The 14677-nt window shown below is 33.4% G+C and carries 14 protein-coding genes; 7 read left to right on the top strand and 7 right to left on the bottom strand.

From position 1 onward, the window contains the following. Positions 1-132 precede the first annotated feature (132 nt). Positions 133-1314 carry a DUF4214 domain-containing protein gene (locus AC6EI0_RS07130; protein ID WP_498521897.1) on the bottom strand — a complete coding sequence of 394 codons (1182 nt, stop codon included), beginning with the start codon at positions 1312-1314 and terminating at the stop codon, positions 133-135. Then, positions 1311-2366, bottom strand: coding sequence for a GDP-mannose 4,6-dehydratase (gene gmd, locus AC6EI0_RS07125; protein ID WP_498521896.1), 1056 nt, complete (start codon positions 2364-2366; stop codon positions 1311-1313). The genes AC6EI0_RS07130 and gmd overlap by 4 nt, the downstream gene beginning before the upstream one ends. 196 nt (positions 2367-2562) lie before the next feature. On the opposite strand from gmd, the gene secA reads away from it, so the two are divergent. Genes secA through AC6EI0_RS07110 form a run of 3 tightly spaced genes read left to right on the top strand, consistent with a single transcriptional unit; the run spans position 2563 to position 7535 of the window. After that, positions 2563-5382, top strand: a complete 2820-nt coding sequence (gene secA, locus AC6EI0_RS07120; RefSeq protein WP_498521895.1) for a preprotein translocase subunit SecA — start codon at positions 2563-2565, stop codon at positions 5380-5382. Positions 5383-5395: 13 nt separating this feature from the next. Continuing rightward, positions 5396-6763 (top strand): ATP-binding cassette domain-containing protein, encoded by a 1368-nt coding sequence (locus tag AC6EI0_RS07115; RefSeq protein ID WP_498521894.1) that lies wholly within the window; start codon positions 5396-5398, stop codon positions 6761-6763. Next, the gene (locus tag AC6EI0_RS07110; RefSeq protein WP_498521893.1) at positions 6750-7535 is read left to right on the top strand and encodes an ABC transporter permease; all 786 of its coding nucleotides are present in this window, start codon (positions 6750-6752) and stop codon (positions 7533-7535) included. The genes AC6EI0_RS07115 and AC6EI0_RS07110 overlap by 14 nt, the downstream gene beginning before the upstream one ends. 21 nt (positions 7536-7556) lie before the next feature. Here AC6EI0_RS07110 and cysE read toward each other — a convergent pair whose 3' ends face one another. The 4 genes from cysE to miaA form a co-directional block, all read right to left on the bottom strand. Continuing rightward, entirely contained in the window at positions 7557-8315 is a 759-nt protein-coding gene (cysE, locus tag AC6EI0_RS07105) for a serine O-acetyltransferase (RefSeq protein ID WP_498521892.1), read from the bottom strand. Beyond that, on the bottom strand, positions 8308-9324 hold the full coding sequence (locus tag AC6EI0_RS07100; RefSeq protein ID WP_498521891.1) for a GntR family transcriptional regulator: 1017 nt from the start codon (positions 9322-9324) through the stop codon (positions 8308-8310). The genes cysE and AC6EI0_RS07100 overlap by 8 nt, the downstream gene beginning before the upstream one ends. Before the next feature lie 100 nt (positions 9325-9424). Continuing rightward, positions 9425-10033 (bottom strand): translation initiation factor IF-3, encoded by a 609-nt coding sequence (gene infC, locus AC6EI0_RS07095; protein WP_498521890.1) that lies wholly within the window; start codon positions 10031-10033, stop codon positions 9425-9427. Positions 10034-10092: 59 nt separating this feature from the next. Then, positions 10093-10992 carry a tRNA (adenosine(37)-N6)-dimethylallyltransferase MiaA gene (gene miaA, locus AC6EI0_RS07090; protein WP_498521889.1) on the bottom strand — a complete coding sequence of 300 codons (900 nt, stop codon included), beginning with the start codon at positions 10990-10992 and terminating at the stop codon, positions 10093-10095. A gap of 172 nt (positions 10993-11164) precedes the next feature. Here miaA and gyrB point away from each other — a divergent pair, with 172 nt between their 5' ends. Genes gyrB through AC6EI0_RS07070 form a run of 4 tightly spaced genes read left to right on the top strand, consistent with a single transcriptional unit; the run spans position 11165 to position 14197 of the window. Beyond that, positions 11165-13132 (top strand): DNA topoisomerase (ATP-hydrolyzing) subunit B, encoded by a 1968-nt coding sequence (gene gyrB / locus AC6EI0_RS07085; RefSeq protein ID WP_498521888.1) that lies wholly within the window; start codon positions 11165-11167, stop codon positions 13130-13132. Further along, a complete protein-coding gene (locus AC6EI0_RS07080) occupies positions 13132-13470 on the top strand; it encodes a hypothetical protein (RefSeq protein WP_498521887.1) in 339 nt (112 codons plus the stop codon). Before gyrB ends, AC6EI0_RS07080 begins: the two co-directional genes overlap by 1 nt. Next, positions 13457-13846 carry a fluoride efflux transporter FluC gene (locus AC6EI0_RS07075; RefSeq protein WP_498521886.1) on the top strand — a complete coding sequence of 130 codons (390 nt, stop codon included), beginning with the start codon at positions 13457-13459 and terminating at the stop codon, positions 13844-13846. Before AC6EI0_RS07080 ends, AC6EI0_RS07075 begins: the two co-directional genes overlap by 14 nt. Before the next feature lie 3 nt (positions 13847-13849). Beyond that, complete coding sequence (locus AC6EI0_RS07070) at positions 13850-14197, top strand: fluoride efflux transporter FluC (protein ID WP_498521885.1); 348 nt, start codon at positions 13850-13852, stop codon at positions 14195-14197. On the opposite strand, the gene AC6EI0_RS07065 is transcribed toward AC6EI0_RS07070, so the two are convergent. Continuing rightward, on the bottom strand, positions 14190-14666 hold the full coding sequence (locus AC6EI0_RS07065) for a glutathione peroxidase (protein ID WP_498521884.1): 477 nt from the start codon (positions 14664-14666) through the stop codon (positions 14190-14192). The two genes, AC6EI0_RS07070 and AC6EI0_RS07065, sit on opposite strands and share 8 nt — an antisense overlap. Between the last annotated feature and the right edge of the window lie 11 nt (positions 14667-14677).

Genomic DNA, 14677 nt, shown 5'->3' with positions numbered 1-14677 from the left:
ATAACATAATACAGATTTATATCTTTAAATGATTTATATTTATTAATTTTGATTTAAATCAAATTATACATCTAAATATAGATTGAGATCTGTTTATATAGATTAAGCAGTTCTTTATATTGACTCCTCAATTTATAAACCGCTGATATCTTTGAAAATATTTATATTTTCATTGGATTGGGAAATATTCCAGAGAACACTCCATCTTTCCTCAACATTGTTATTCAAATTTCCTGTCCAGTAATTATATCCTGTTTGGTCATAGGTTCTTCCAAGAACGTTGATATAAAGCTTCTCTACAAATGCTTCATTCGTTATGTCTGATCCATATTTATTGATAAATTCATTTGAACCAAGAAAAGACTTAGAGACAACTTCATGACTATCTATTCCTTCACTATATTGTTTTATCCAGTATTTTAGCCCTTCATTGTCAGGAAATCTCGAAAATGCTGCATTGTATATTCTAAACATCTCACCCGTCGAATCGTAAATGCCAGTTATTTGATCAAAAGTATTTATTATATCTTTTTTTACATTGATCTCTTTGTCTTTAAACTTTAAAGAATTGACTTCACTTATATCTTCTAGTCCAATATCAGTTTTAATTGAATAGTTTCCCTCACCTAAGTTATAGAAAGTATATTGATCATAATTTTTTTTGTAACTTATATACCCATTATCATCTTCTCTTCCCCAAATACTGATCAATGCATTTAAATCAGCCTCTGAAAACGAGGTTGAATATCCTGATTCAGGTATATTGTAACTCATTATTGTATCTGAACTATTCCAATTTTTATTATATGGATCCTCATTAGGATGAGAGAGTCCTAATGAATGTCCTATTTCATGAGTAAGTGTATATTTATGAAGATCTTTAGTCTCAGGATTGTTATCATTATTCTTCCATAAGATATTCCACCAGCTACCATAAGAATTTTTTTTTGTTATGGCTTGTCCAATTACATTACTAGAAAAAGTTGAGGAGGAGATGACAGAATAGATATCAATTTCTGAACCATTTTTTGTGTCTTGTTCGATAAAATCTAAATCAATTAAAGCATCTATATCAGTAAATAACTTTCGAATGAATTCTTTATCTAATTTGGAGTGACCTGCACTTGAAAGTGTTGTATTAGTTTTACTCTTTATAAAGCTATTTCCCCCAATATCAATAAAATTTTCTAAATATAATGTACCTTTATAATCTTCAATAAAGTACTTAAGAGTTTCAGAATTACTATTATTTGCTAGAATAGCTTTCGTATGTTCTATGGATTTTGTACTTTTTAAAATATTAAAATCAATCATATATGATGTATTTTTGTGAGATTGTTTATATCATTTTCAATCATTTCTTTAGCTAATTCTTTTAAAGTGTATGTTGGTGTCCATCCAAGTTTTTCTTTTGCCTTGCTTGGGTCCCCAAGCAGGGAATCAACTTCAGAAGGTCTAAAATATTTTGAATCAACTTTAATAATTGTTTTTCCATTATCTTTCCTTTTACCAACTTGATTTAATCCAGTGCCTTCCCAATTTATCCCTCCCCAACCTAAAAGCTCTGAGCAAATTTCGATAAATTCTTTCACACTCGATTGTTCACCAGTTGCGATTACAAAATCTTCTGGTTTTGTTTGTTGAAGCATCATCCACTGCATCTCAACATAATCTTTGGCATGCCCCCAGTCTCGTTTAGAATTAATATTGCCAACTTTTAGGCAATCGTTAATTCCCAAGTGAATATTTACTAAACCTTTGGTAATTTTTCTTGTTACAAATTCTTCCCCTCTTCTGGGTGATTCATGATTAAAAAGAATTCCATTACATGCATAAATACCATACGATTCTCTATAGTTAATAGTGATCCAGTATGCATATAATTTTGCAACTCCATAGGGGCTTCTAGGATAAAAGGGTGTTGTTTCTGTTTGTGGATTCTCTTGAATTAATCCATAGAGCTCAGAAGTACTTGCTTGATAAAATCGAGTCTTTTTTTCTAATCCTAGTATCTTTATAGCCTCTAATATTCTCAATGGCCCTAGAGCATCTGTTTCTGCGGTATATTCAGGACATTCGAAACTGATTCCTACATGACTTTGGGCTGCTAGGTTATAAATTTCATCTGGACTAATATTTTTAATAATATTAATTATGCTTGTACTATCTGTTAGATCACCATAGTGCAATATTAAATTACATTGACTATTATTCTTTATTAGATGATCAATATTAGATGTATTTTCTGTACTACATCTTCTAAGTAGTCCATGAACAATATATCCTTTTTTAATAAGTAATTCAGCCAAATAGCTTCCATCTTGCCCTGTGATTCCTGTTATTAATGCTTTTTTTCTTCCTTTCACTTGGACTTAGCTGTTCATTATCATTCTACTTTATAGTCTAGATTCAATTAGCCTTTAAACAGCATTTGGCTAATTGACTATTTTAAATCTGATAAGTGTGGAGTTTTTATTACCAGCAGTATGTTTCTGAAAATCTCATGATATCCAATTTCAATAGCGTAAAATAAAAAAAGATAATGTTTCGATTAAATAGTTAATGCTTAAAAGACTTCTTGGTGATCCAAATGCCCGTAAGTTAAGGAGGTATGCACCTATTGTTTCGGATATCAATATTCTTGAAGAAGATTATGCATCTCTTTCAGATGATGAGCTTAGAAGCCAAGTCGTAGACTTCCGTTTGAAACTTGAGAAAGCTAGTAAGGCTTCTTCAGAACTGGCATTGATGGATGATTTACTTCCAGATGTGTTTGCCGTGGTTAGAGAAGCGTCAAAAAGAGTTTTAGGAATGAGACATTTTGATGTCCAGTTAATGGGTGGAATGGTTTTGCATGAAGGGCAGATAGCGGAAATGAAAACTGGTGAAGGTAAGACCCTGGTCTCTACTTTGCCTACATTTTTAAATGCTTTAACCGGAAAAGGTGTACACGTTGTGACTGTTAATGACTATCTTGCACGACGAGATGCCGAATGGATGGGGCAGATACATCGATTTTTAGGACTTTCAGTTGGTTTAATACAGCAAGATATGCTGCCTCAAGCTCGTCGAAAAAATTATTTGTGTGACATTACTTATGCCACTAATTCAGAATTAGGTTTTGATTATCTCAGAGATAATATGGCTGCCAGTGCAGATGAAATAGTTCAAAGATCTTTTCAGTATTGTGTCATTGATGAGGTGGATTCGATTCTTATAGATGAAGCGCGTACTCCATTAATAATTTCTGGACAGGTGGAACGGCCTCAAGAAAAATATGAAAAAGCAGCATCTGTTGTAGAACAATTAACTAGATCGAAAGAATTATCAAAAGATGGAGTAGATCCAGATGGCGATTATGAAGTTGATGAAAAGCAAAGAAGTTGCATACTTACAGATGAGGGTTTTGCGAAAACTGAGAAACTTTTGAATGTTTCTGATTTGTTTGATCCCAAAGATCCTTGGGCGCATTACGTAACTAATGCTCTGAAAGCCAAAGAACTTTTTACATTGGATACAAACTATATAGTTAGAGATGGAGAAGCTGTAATAGTTGACGAGTTCACTGGGAGAGTTATGCCAGGTAGAAGATGGAGCGATGGACAACATCAAGCTATTGAAGCGAAAGAAAAACTGGCAATTCAACCTGAGACTCAAACTCTTGCTTCGATAACTTATCAAAATTTCTTTCTTTTATACCCTCGCCTTTCAGGAATGACTGGTACAGCTAAAACCGAAGAGGTTGAATTTGAAAAGACATATAAATTACAAACAACTGTGATACCCACGAATAGAAAAATTTCAAGAGATGATTGGACTGATCAAGTTTTTAAAACAGAATCAGCAAAATGGAGAGCTGTTGCAAAAGAAATCTCTTCAATTCATCAACAAGGGAGACCTGTATTAGTAGGAACGACAAGTGTTGAAAAGAGTGAATTAATTAGTTCACTTTTAGAAGAGGAGCAAATCCCACATAATTTGTTAAATGCTAAACCAGAAAATGTTCAAAGAGAAGCTGAAATTGTTGCTCAAGCTGGAAGATCTGGGGCGGTTACTATCGCCACGAATATGGCTGGGAGAGGGACAGATATTATTTTAGGAGGTAATAGTGATTATATGGCTAAATTAAAGATCAAAGAACTTCTAAGTTCACGTCTAATTAAACCTGAAGAAGGTCATAAACCTCCAATCCCTTTGCAAAGAAACACTGAATCTTTAGGATTCCAACCTACTGAAATTAATCAAAAAATTAATACTGCTAAAAACTCTTTAAAGAAATTATTCCCAGTAAATTTATCCGATGAGACAGATCAAGAGCTTGCAAAAGTAACATCTAAGCTAGTCAAAGCTTGGGGTGATAGAACTCTTTCTTCGATTGAATTGGATGATAGAATTGCAACTGCATCTGAGAAAAGTCCAACAGAAGACGAAAATATTACTGCATTAAGGAATGCTATAAGTTTGATTAAAGAAGAATATCAAGAAGTTCTTAAAGACGAAGAGGAAAATGTTATTAAGGCTGGGGGTTTACATGTTATTGGAACTGAGAGACATGAATCAAGAAGAGTTGATAATCAATTAAGAGGAAGATCTGGACGGCAAGGTGATTTAGGAAGTACAAGATTTTTCTTATCTTTAGAGGATAATCTTCTAAGAATCTTTGGCGGGGATAGAGTCGCAAGTCTTATGAATGCATTCAGAGTAGAAGAAGATATGCCAATTGAATCGGGAATGCTTACTAGATCATTGGAAGGTGCACAAAAAAAAGTTGAAACTTATTATTATGATATTAGAAAGCAAATTTTTGAATATGATGAGGTGATGAACAATCAGAGAAAAGCAGTTTATACAGAAAGAAGAAGAGTTTTAGATGGCAAAGAATTAAAGCAACAAGTTCTAGGATATGGTGAAAGAACTATGGAGGAAATAGTGGAAGCATATGTTAATCAAGATTTGCCTCCGGAAGAATGGGATTTAGATAAGTTAGTATCAAAAGTTAAAGAGTTTATTTATCTATTGGAAGATTTGAAACCAAGTGATTTATCTACATTAAATGTAGATGAACTTAAACATTATTTAAAAGAAGAGTTGAGAAATGCATACGATTTAAAGGAAGCACAAATAGAAGAATTAAATCCAGGCATGATGCGTGAAGCGGAAAAGTTTTTTATACTTCAACAGCTCGATACGCTATGGAGAGAGCATTTACAATCTATGGATTCTTTACGTGAATCAGTTGGGCTGAGAGGATATGGACAAAAAGATCCGTTAATAGAGTATAAAAATGAAGGGTATGATATGTTTTTGGAAATGATGATTAATATGAGAAGAAATGTAATTTACTCTATGTTTATGTTTCAACCTGCTAAAAAAAATAGTTAATTATTAACTTATAATGCAAGTTGATTCGGAGAAATTACAACAATTATATATTGCATATTTTGGAAGACCTGCGGATCCACCAGGTATTCAGTATTGGCTATCAAAGGCTAATAGTGGATTTAAGTTCAGAGAAATTGCCAATCATTTGTCAAGACAAGATGAGTACAAAAAGTCTATTATTCATGAGAAATCACTAGACTTTCAGATTAACCAATTCTATATAAATTTATTTGGTAGAAAAGCTGATTTTACAGGTTTTAATTATTGGTTAAGCTCAATAGAATCCGGAGTACATAATATATCAGACTTGGCTTGTGATCTGATTTGGTCATCCTTAAATTCCAGTCCAATTAATAATAAACAGTCAATATTAGATAAAAAAACTTTAGAGAATAAGGTTGAGTCTGCTGAGCTATTTACTAAAGAACTTTGTTTAACAATGAATGGCGTTAAATTATATCAACCTTCATCATTAAATCCTTGGGTCTCAGGTCATGCTTTGTCAGTCGGTGTGAAATTTATCAATCAAATTAATTCAGAGAAAGGATTTACTTTAGAAGAGGTAAAGCAAACTATTCAATCAATGTTAGCTTTTTCAAATTCAGAAAATAGTAATCCTGTGATTGAAATGGAAGGAGTCAATTTATCGATACCTGTTTTTTCTAATCAAAATAGATTCACAAAGATTATTGCTGAGACTATTAAAGTTCCTTTTACTGGCGGGAGTTTAAAAATTAATAAAAATATGACAAATGTGGAAGCATTGTGCAACTTAAATGTCACTTTTAGTAAAGGTGAGCGTATTGCATTGATTGGTCATAATGGCTCAGGTAAGAGTAGTTTTTTAAAACTTATTTCTGGAATATATTCATTAACCTCTGGAAAAATGAAAATTAGTGTTCCAGTTTATCCCATGCTTCAAAAGAGTTTTTTAACTAGTAACGAGTTAAGTGGAATCGATGCAGCTAAAGCCCATTATTTATTGGTTAATAGTAATTTAAATAGATTTAATGAATATCTTGATGAGATTATAGAATTCTCAGGCTTGGGTAATTATATTTCCTTGCCAATAAAAACTTATAGTGAAGGAATGGCTGCTAGATTAATCTTCTCTCTTTTAACTTCATGTAAGCATGATTGTTTGGCTATTGATGAAGGTTTTGGAACTGGAGATAGTGAATTTTTTGATAGAGCAGAGAAAAGACTTCAATCTTTTGTAGATGCGGCTGGGACGCTTTTTTTGGCAAGTCATTCTGAGGAATTACTAAATCAATTCTGTACTCGCGGAGTAGTCTTTAATCATGGCTCCATCGTTTATGACGGCCCTCTTGATGAAGCACTAAATTATTATCATGCTAGTGATTATTATGAAAATATTTAGAGATAATATATATTTTTCACTAAAGACTAGGCGGCTTTGGTGGTTTACAGCCACCTCTAGAACAAGAGCTAGATTTGCAAGAACCTCATTAGGCAGCTTTTGGCTTGGATTTTCAAATTTGCTCTCAATAGCCACATTAGGTATTGTTTATGGCACAGTTTTTGCTGTCACTGACTTTCGTTCTTATATAATTTATCTTGGTATTGGTCTTGTTGTGTGGAATTCTATTTCCTCTTCAATCACAAGTGCGCCTACTCTTTTTATTAATAACAGATTAAACATCCAAAATTTAAGACTCAAGCCAATATTTTATGTACTTGAAGAATGGGCATTTCAAGTTCAAACTTTTTTTCAATCATTTTTCTTGGTATTTCTAGTCCTTTTATTTTTTAAAAAGTCTCTGTTATATAATCTCCTTTTTTCATCATGGATTCCATTTCTAAATATTTTTATTTTTTTATTTTGGTTCCCTTTGATTATTGCTTTAATTAGTCTTCGTTTTTCAGACTTTGCTCAATTAGTACCTATCGTTCTGCAACTGACGTTTTTAATATCTCCAATCTTATATAGAAAAGAAAATTTAGGAGATTTAAATTGGATTACAAATGTTAATTTTATTTATGTAATACTAGACTCTTTACGTTCAAGTCTAATAACTTCTGAGGTTAATTACAATTTGCAATTTTTAATTTTTTTAATTAATATGTTAGGAATTTTACTTTCTATAATATATTTACATTTTCAAACTAAAAAAATACCATTCTTGGTCTAATAATTTATTTGCATTTTATAATTAAAAATTATTTTTATTTTCTTCTTCTGATTTTCCAATAAAATCAATAATTTCTTTATCTTTTAGGTTCTGCGACTCACCAATAAATACTTGTTTATCTTTTTTGCTGAAATTATCTTTCAAAATTAAGTCTTGTAAGCCAATGATATGGTTTTCTAAATGATCAATTCTGTCCATTAAATTTCTAATCACACTTGCTTCAGTATCTGGTAATGCTGAGTGTGCAAGGGGATTAATTTTGACTCCACTTTGATGAACAATTCTTCCTGGAATTCCAACTACAGTACTATTTTTTTCAACATTTTTGACTACTACAGATCCAGCACCGATTCTGGTATTCGAACCAATTTTGATAGCACCAAGTACTTTTGCTCCAGCTCCAACTACAACATTTTCTTGAAGAGTTGGATGCCGCTTGCCGCTGTCTTTTCCTGTCCCTCCAAGTGTGACACCTTGGTAAAGTAGACATCTATCGCCAATTTCACTTGTTTCGCCTATTACTACTCCCATACCATGATCAATAAAAACTCCTCTGCCTATTTTTGCTCCTGGATGTATTTCAATACCAGTAATATTTCTTGTTAATTGACTTAGGACTCTAGGTATTAGCGGTAGTTGATAATTCCATAATGTATGGCTAATACGATGTAAAACTAATGCTTGAAAACCTGGATAGCAAAGTAAAATTTCAAGAAATCCTCTTGCAGCTGGATCTCTTTCTTTGATGATTTTGAAATCTGATTTAATTAATTTAATCATCGATTAGCTCAGTAGTTTTTTGTTCTAGAAGACCTATTTCTTTCCTTAATTCTTCTATTGTGGAATCGCTCAGGTACCTTTCTGCGCAGTGGATTTGGGGCATTCTCATTAATTGAGATCTGTTTTGTCTCAAAGTATGTTCAATTACAGGTTGGCTAGGACTATCACAAATGACGTGACTTGCCGCCCTCAATAAAGCAATCAGACGGCTTCCTACATCAGGATTGGCAGTCATCAAAAGAATTTCATTACCGCGCATACTGTGCAAAATCACCTCTGCTGCTCTCAATATTCCTGGGCTTATGCTTACTATCCCTACACAGCTGCCTGAGCGAAGCTTGTTTAAGATAGCAAGTTCTTTTTGGAAATCACTGAGATCTACTGCGACAGCTCTGACTTGATGACGTTTGGCTATCTCTTCTAATGGTTGTAAGAAATATCTACTTGTTACAACTGTCCCTTTGCTTGAACTTTCTAAAACACTTTCCAATTCCTCCATGGGAACGACTTCGACAGGGACATCTAAATGAGGTGCTAATTCTTCTGCAATTAGTAATGATGCTCCTATATCCTCTCGGGGAGTGCTAACAAGCAAGCGGGCACCACATCTTAATCTCCAATCAATTTCACGAGTAAATAATTCTCTAGTTTGTTGAAGGGTACAGCCTTCATTTAAAAGTTGATCAATACTTTTACGAACCTCATTGTCTATGTCTTTGATGACTTTTTTACGTATTGAGGGAGAGGTGTTTCTTAAATCTTTTTGTTTCTGTTGATCTCGAACATAAATACCTGAGCCCGCAATAGCTTCTACGACTCCATCAGTTTCAAGTTGTCTGTAAACTTTGCTGATTGTGTTGCGATGAAGTCCTGTTTGCATAGCCAGCTGTCTAGTGCTTGGAAGCCTATGGCCAGGCGGATAGTGCCTGGCTGCTATTGCAAAGCAAATTTGGTTGTATAGCTGACTTGATGCAGGAATTTCACTGTCTTGTTGTATGTGGAATCTCACAGGTTATATGACAGGCTTTAATGGGGCTACCTTAATAAAAAGATTAGCAAGTGACAATTATTTTTTTGTCTGATAATAATTTTGTTTTATTTAATTTAATTTAACTGATTGTTCTTAAAGCTTTTTGGAGTTCAGATGAATCTTTTTCTTTCTTTAATAATGGAGTTTTACGCGGAGTTAAAAACATAATCATATTTCTTCCCTCTCTCTTTGGAGATTGTTGCACTTCTGCTTTCTCTTCAAGATCATTGGCCATTCTTTTTAAAAGAGTTTCAGCAAGAGCAGTATGTTGTATTTCACGACCTCTGAAAATAACTGTGCATTTGACTTTGTCACCAGCTTTTAAGAAGCGCGTAGCTTGACTAATACGAACTTGATAATCATGTTGATCAATTTTATATCTCATTTTTACTTCTTTGACTTCTGTTTGGTGGGATTTTTTCTTTGCTTCCTTTGCTTTTTTTTCTTGTTCAAATTTGAATTTTCCATAATTCATAATTCTGCATACTGGCGGCGTCGCCTTTTCGCTGACTAAGACAAGATCTAGCTCTCGTTCCTTAGCGACTTCTAATGCCTCTTCACGGCTAATGACACCAAGTTGGGTGCCATCTGAATCAACTACTCTGAGACTTTGATAGTTGATTCTTTCATTAATGTTGGGCAGCTCCCTTTCTGGAGCGCGACGATCAAAACGAGGACGAGGTGGCATTCAGTAACTAATTAGGTGGAAAGAACCCTTTGGGCTAATTCTAAGCGTATATGTAATTATCAACTTAGAACCTCATAAATAGAGGATAAAGCTTCAGATAATGCATTATCGGCATTTAGCCATTTTGAATTATGTTTGTTTCTGAACCAAGTTTTTTGCCTTTTGGCTAGCTGGAGTGTGCGTTTGGTTGTTATTGCTAGGGCCTCCTCAAAGTTAATCTTTCCATTAATAATAGACCTTGCTTCCCCATATCCAATAGTTTTTAGCAACTGTAAATCATTTCCGTATTTCATAATCAAATTTTCAGTTTCTTGAATCAATCCGTTTTTATACATTTTTTCAGTTCTTTGTTTGATTCTTATGCCTAAATTTTCAGGGTTTAAACCAAGCTCTAAAATTTTCCATGGAGGAGGGTTTGAATTTTTTTGATTTGAAAAACTTTTGCCAGTGGCATAAAAAACTTCAAGAGCTCTAACAGTTCTTACTGAATCTTGGGGGTGTATTTGTTTCGCAGCCTTTGGATCACAACACTTCAATAAATTATGCCTTTCGTTTTTTTCGATTTTGTTAAGTTGATTTCTTAAGAATTTTTGAGGTGGCACTCCTGGAGGGTTAAGTCCTCGAATTAATGACTGAAGATATAGTCCACTACCTCCAACAAGCAAAATTACGCTACGTTTTTTTAATTCTTTCTCCATTGAAGTAATTGCTATTGAATGAAATTCATAAAGATTTATTGGTGTTGTAGGTAAGCATAAATCAATCAAAAAATGAGGGACTTGTCTTTGTTGCTTTAATGTCGGTTTTGCAGTCCCAATATTCATATCAATGTATATTTGACGTGAATCAACATTGTGAATATTAGTTTTAATTGTGTTTGCAATATCAATTGCCAGTTCTGTTTTTCCGCTTGCAGTTGGACCCATAAGGGCTATAACAAGTTGTTTATTGGGTTGCATAATTCATTTTCTGAAGTTTTATTAGCAGTAACTGCATCATGATTAATTGTTTTGATTTGGTTTTGGAATTTTCCAAAGACTTTCCTTTGTACCAATGTTAAATTGAAATTTCAGGAAAGGTTTCGACTAATGCATCTATCACAGGCAACCTTGACTGTTTGCTTTAATCCGAATGAGTAAAGATTCAAAAGTCCAAGCGGCTTATGGTGCTGAGCAGATCCAAGTATTAGAAGGCTTGGAACCTGTTAGAAAGCGCCCTGGAATGTACATAGGCTCAACAGGGTCAAAAGGGCTTCATCACCTTGTATATGAAGTTGTAGATAATGCAGTAGATGAGGCACTTGCTGGCCATTGTGATCAAATAACCATTTTACTTTGTGAAGATGGTTCAGCATCCATTACTGATAATGGTCGAGGGATACCAACTGATATTCATCCACGCACTGGCAAAAGTGCTTTAGAAACAGTATTAACTGTTCTTCATGCAGGTGGAAAATTTGGTAGTGGTGGATACAAGGTCTCTGGAGGCTTACATGGGGTTGGTATATCTGTAGTAAATGCTTTGAGTGAATGGGTAGAAGTCACAGTTCGTAGGCAAAACAAAGTTCATTTTCAGAGATTTGAAAGGGGTGCATCAATTGGAAATTTGAAGTCTGAAAATCTTTCGAAGTCAGATCAAAACTTAACTGGAACGACTGTTTGTTTTAAACCTGACGACAAGATTTTTACTGATGGTATAGCTTTTGAATACGGAATATTGTCTTCGAGGCTTAGAGAACTTGCATATTTGAATGGAGGCGTCCGAATCGTTTTTCGTGATGAAAGGAAAAAGGAAAAAGATCCTGAACAAACTCCTTATGAAGAAGTCTATTTTTATGAAGGTGGGATTAAAGAATATGTTGAATATATGACCAAGGAAAAAGACTCATTACATCCAGAGATCATTTATGTCAATTCTGAAAAAGATGGAGTCCAAGTAGAAGCAGCAATGCAGTGGTGCGTTGATGCTTATTCAGACAGCATTCTTGGATTTGCCAACAATATTCGTACGATAGATGGTGGTACACATATTGAGGGCTTAAAAACAGTTCTTACTAGAACTTTAAATACATTTGCTAAGAAAAGAGGTAAAAGAAAAGATTCTGACTCCAATTTGGCTGGAGAAAATATAAGAGAAGGATTGACAGCTGTTCTATCAGTAAAAGTTCCTGATCCAGAATTTGAAGGTCAAACAAAAACTAAATTAGGGAATACAGAAGTTCGCGGAATTGTTGACAATTTGGTTGGTGAATCTCTCAGTCAATATTTAGAATTTAATCCAGGTGTAATTGATTTGATATTAGAGAAAGCAATTCAAGCTTTTAATGCTGCTGAGGCAGCAAGAAGAGCTAGAGAGCTTGTTCGCAGAAAAAGTGTTTTAGAAAGTTCTACACTGCCAGGTAAACTTGCTGATTGTAGTTCAAGAGATCCATCAGAATCAGAAATCTACATAGTTGAGGGAGATTCTGCTGGAGGATCAGCGAAGCAAGGAAGAGATAGAAAATTCCAGGCAATTCTTCCTTTGAGAGGTAAAATTCTCAATATAGAAAAAACCGATGATGCGAAGATCTATAAAAATACTGAGATTCAATCTTTAATAACAGCGCTTGGTTTAGGTATTAAAGGTGAGGATTTTGAAGTTAAGAATCTCAGATATCACAGAGTAGTAATAATGACTGATGCTGATGTTGATGGCGCACATATAAGAACTTTGCTGTTGACTTTTTTTTATAGGTATCAAAAGGCTCTTGTGGAAGCCGGTTATATTTATATTGCTTGTCCTCCTCTTTACAAGGTCGAACGAGGAAAGAAACATACTTATTGCTATAACGAATCAGATTTGCAAAAAACTATTTCAAATTTTGGAGAAAAGGCTAACTATACAATTCAAAGATTTAAGGGTTTAGGAGAAATGATGCCAAAACAATTATGGGAAACAACAATGGATCCTTCAACTAGAATGATGAAAAGAGTTGAGATAGAAGATGCACTTGAGGCTGATCGTATATTTACAATTTTGATGGGTGATAAAGTTGCACCAAGAAGAGAGTTTATTGAGACTCATAGTGTTGACCTTGACCTTGCAACTTTGGATATTTGATGAATTTAATTAGTACTTTTATAATTTGGACATGGCTTTTAGGTATTGCTTTGGTGATACCTACGACATTGCCTGCCGGAGGTGCGCAAGAATCTATTATTCAACACAGAAAAAATAATATGGGATCACCAATAATTGCATTGAAGGATTTTAACTTGCTTTCTTCAGCCCACAAAAATTCATCTGTTGTAACTAATGTTAAAGCAGGAACACCCGTCAAAATTTTAAAAATTTGGGATACTACTAATAATGGAAAGTGGTTATTAATTAATATTCCAATTCAGAATTTTAATCAATTATTTTATAAAAGAGGATGGGTAAATATTGGTAAATCTTGATTTATTGCAAGATATTATATTGATTGCTATTGGTGCACTATTTGGAGTGAATTCTAGATTTCTAATCTATCAGAAATTGAATGAAATCAATATAAATAGAAAATTTTCTATTTTTTTAATTAATATTTTTTCTTGTTTTCTTCTTGGTTTTTTTATTTCTATATCATCAAACGTAAAATCTTTAAATGTTTCATCTCAATTAGCATTGTTTTTTGTAATTGGTTTCATTGGAAGTTTAAGTACTTTTTCTACATTTATTTATGATTTGTTTGAACTATGTAGAGAATATAAGTTTTTGGAAGCTTTAAAGCTATTTATTTTTTCTTTTTCTTTGGGAACAAGTGCTTTAGTATTGGGCTCTTTATTTTGTAATTAATAAATGAATAATTTTTTTAAAAAAAATAAATACTTTCTTATTTCAATTGGAGCTGTTCCTGGTGCTATATTTCGATGGCATATTGATGATTTTTTTATAGTAAATACAATAGGTTGTTTTTTATTAGGCATTATTAATGCAATGCCTGTGAAAAGAATTTATAAATTGATTTTTGGCTTTGGATTTTGTGGCTCACTTACTACATTTAGTGGCTGGTCTTTGTATTTATTTAAATTAATTAGTCAAGGTTTATATAAATTATTTTTTTTGAATTCAGTTTTAATTGTATTAATTGGATTTTTTGCTATTTGCTTGGGTGATTTATTTGCGAAAAAGATCTTAATTAGTTGAGTAAATCTTCAATGGCTTTTTGAATTTCAACACTATCGGGTTCGATTGAACTTTTGAACCTTGCGATGGCCTCACCGTTCTTGTTGACAAGAAATTTTTCGAAATTCCATTCAACGTCCCCAGCAGGCTCAACTTGATTCAACGTTGTAAATGGCTCAGTAGTATTCCCTTTTGCATGCACTTTTTGGAAAAGTTGGAAATTTGCTCCGTACGTCATTGAACAGAATTTTTTTATCTCGTCTAGCTCTCCAGGTTCTTGATTGCCAAAGTCATTGCATGGAAAACCTAAAACCCTAAAGCCTTTTGATTCGTACTTATCTTGAAGACTTTGAAGAGCTTTATATTGTTTCGTAAATCCGCACTTGCTAGCGACATTCACTATTAATAAGACATTCCCTTTGAAATGATCAAAAGTTATTTTTTCATTATTAAAAGAGAGGATTTCTACTTTGCTGATATTTACGGACATGGATACTGAAG

This window comes from Prochlorococcus sp. G5PB11 (assembly GCF_059772425.1).
The sequence above is the reverse complement of the archived record's forward strand: the minus strand, read 5'-3'. Positions and strand labels throughout refer to the sequence as shown.

What these genes read in the sequence shown, in the direction of transcription:
- AC6EI0_RS07130 (WP_498521897.1), bottom strand. Translation starts at nt 1,314, where the DNA reads ATGATTGATTTTAATATTTTAAAAAGTACAAAATCCATAGAACATACG.
- secA (WP_498521895.1), top strand. Translation starts at nt 2,563, where the DNA reads ATGCTTAAAAGACTTCTTGGTGATCCAAATGCCCGTAAGTTAAGGAGG.
- AC6EI0_RS07115 (WP_498521894.1), top strand. Translation starts at nt 5,396, where the DNA reads ATGCAAGTTGATTCGGAGAAATTACAACAATTATATATTGCATATTTT.
- AC6EI0_RS07110 (WP_498521893.1), top strand. Translation starts at nt 6,750, where the DNA reads ATGAAAATATTTAGAGATAATATATATTTTTCACTAAAGACTAGGCGG.
- cysE (WP_498521892.1), bottom strand. Translation starts at nt 8,315, where the DNA reads ATGATTAAATTAATTAAATCAGATTTCAAAATCATCAAAGAAAGAGAT.
- infC (WP_498521890.1), bottom strand. Translation starts at nt 10,033, where the DNA reads ATGCCACCTCGTCCTCGTTTTGATCGTCGCGCTCCAGAAAGGGAGCTG.
- miaA (WP_498521889.1), bottom strand. Translation starts at nt 10,992, where the DNA reads ATGCAACCCAATAAACAACTTGTTATAGCCCTTATGGGTCCAACTGCA.
- gyrB (WP_498521888.1), top strand. Translation starts at nt 11,165, where the DNA reads ATGAGTAAAGATTCAAAAGTCCAAGCGGCTTATGGTGCTGAGCAGATC.
- AC6EI0_RS07080 (WP_498521887.1), top strand. Translation starts at nt 13,132, where the DNA reads ATGAATTTAATTAGTACTTTTATAATTTGGACATGGCTTTTAGGTATT.
- AC6EI0_RS07070 (WP_498521885.1), top strand. Translation starts at nt 13,850, where the DNA reads ATGAATAATTTTTTTAAAAAAAATAAATACTTTCTTATTTCAATTGGA.
- AC6EI0_RS07065 (WP_498521884.1), bottom strand. Translation starts at nt 14,666, where the DNA reads ATGTCCGTAAATATCAGCAAAGTAGAAATCCTCTCTTTTAATAATGAA.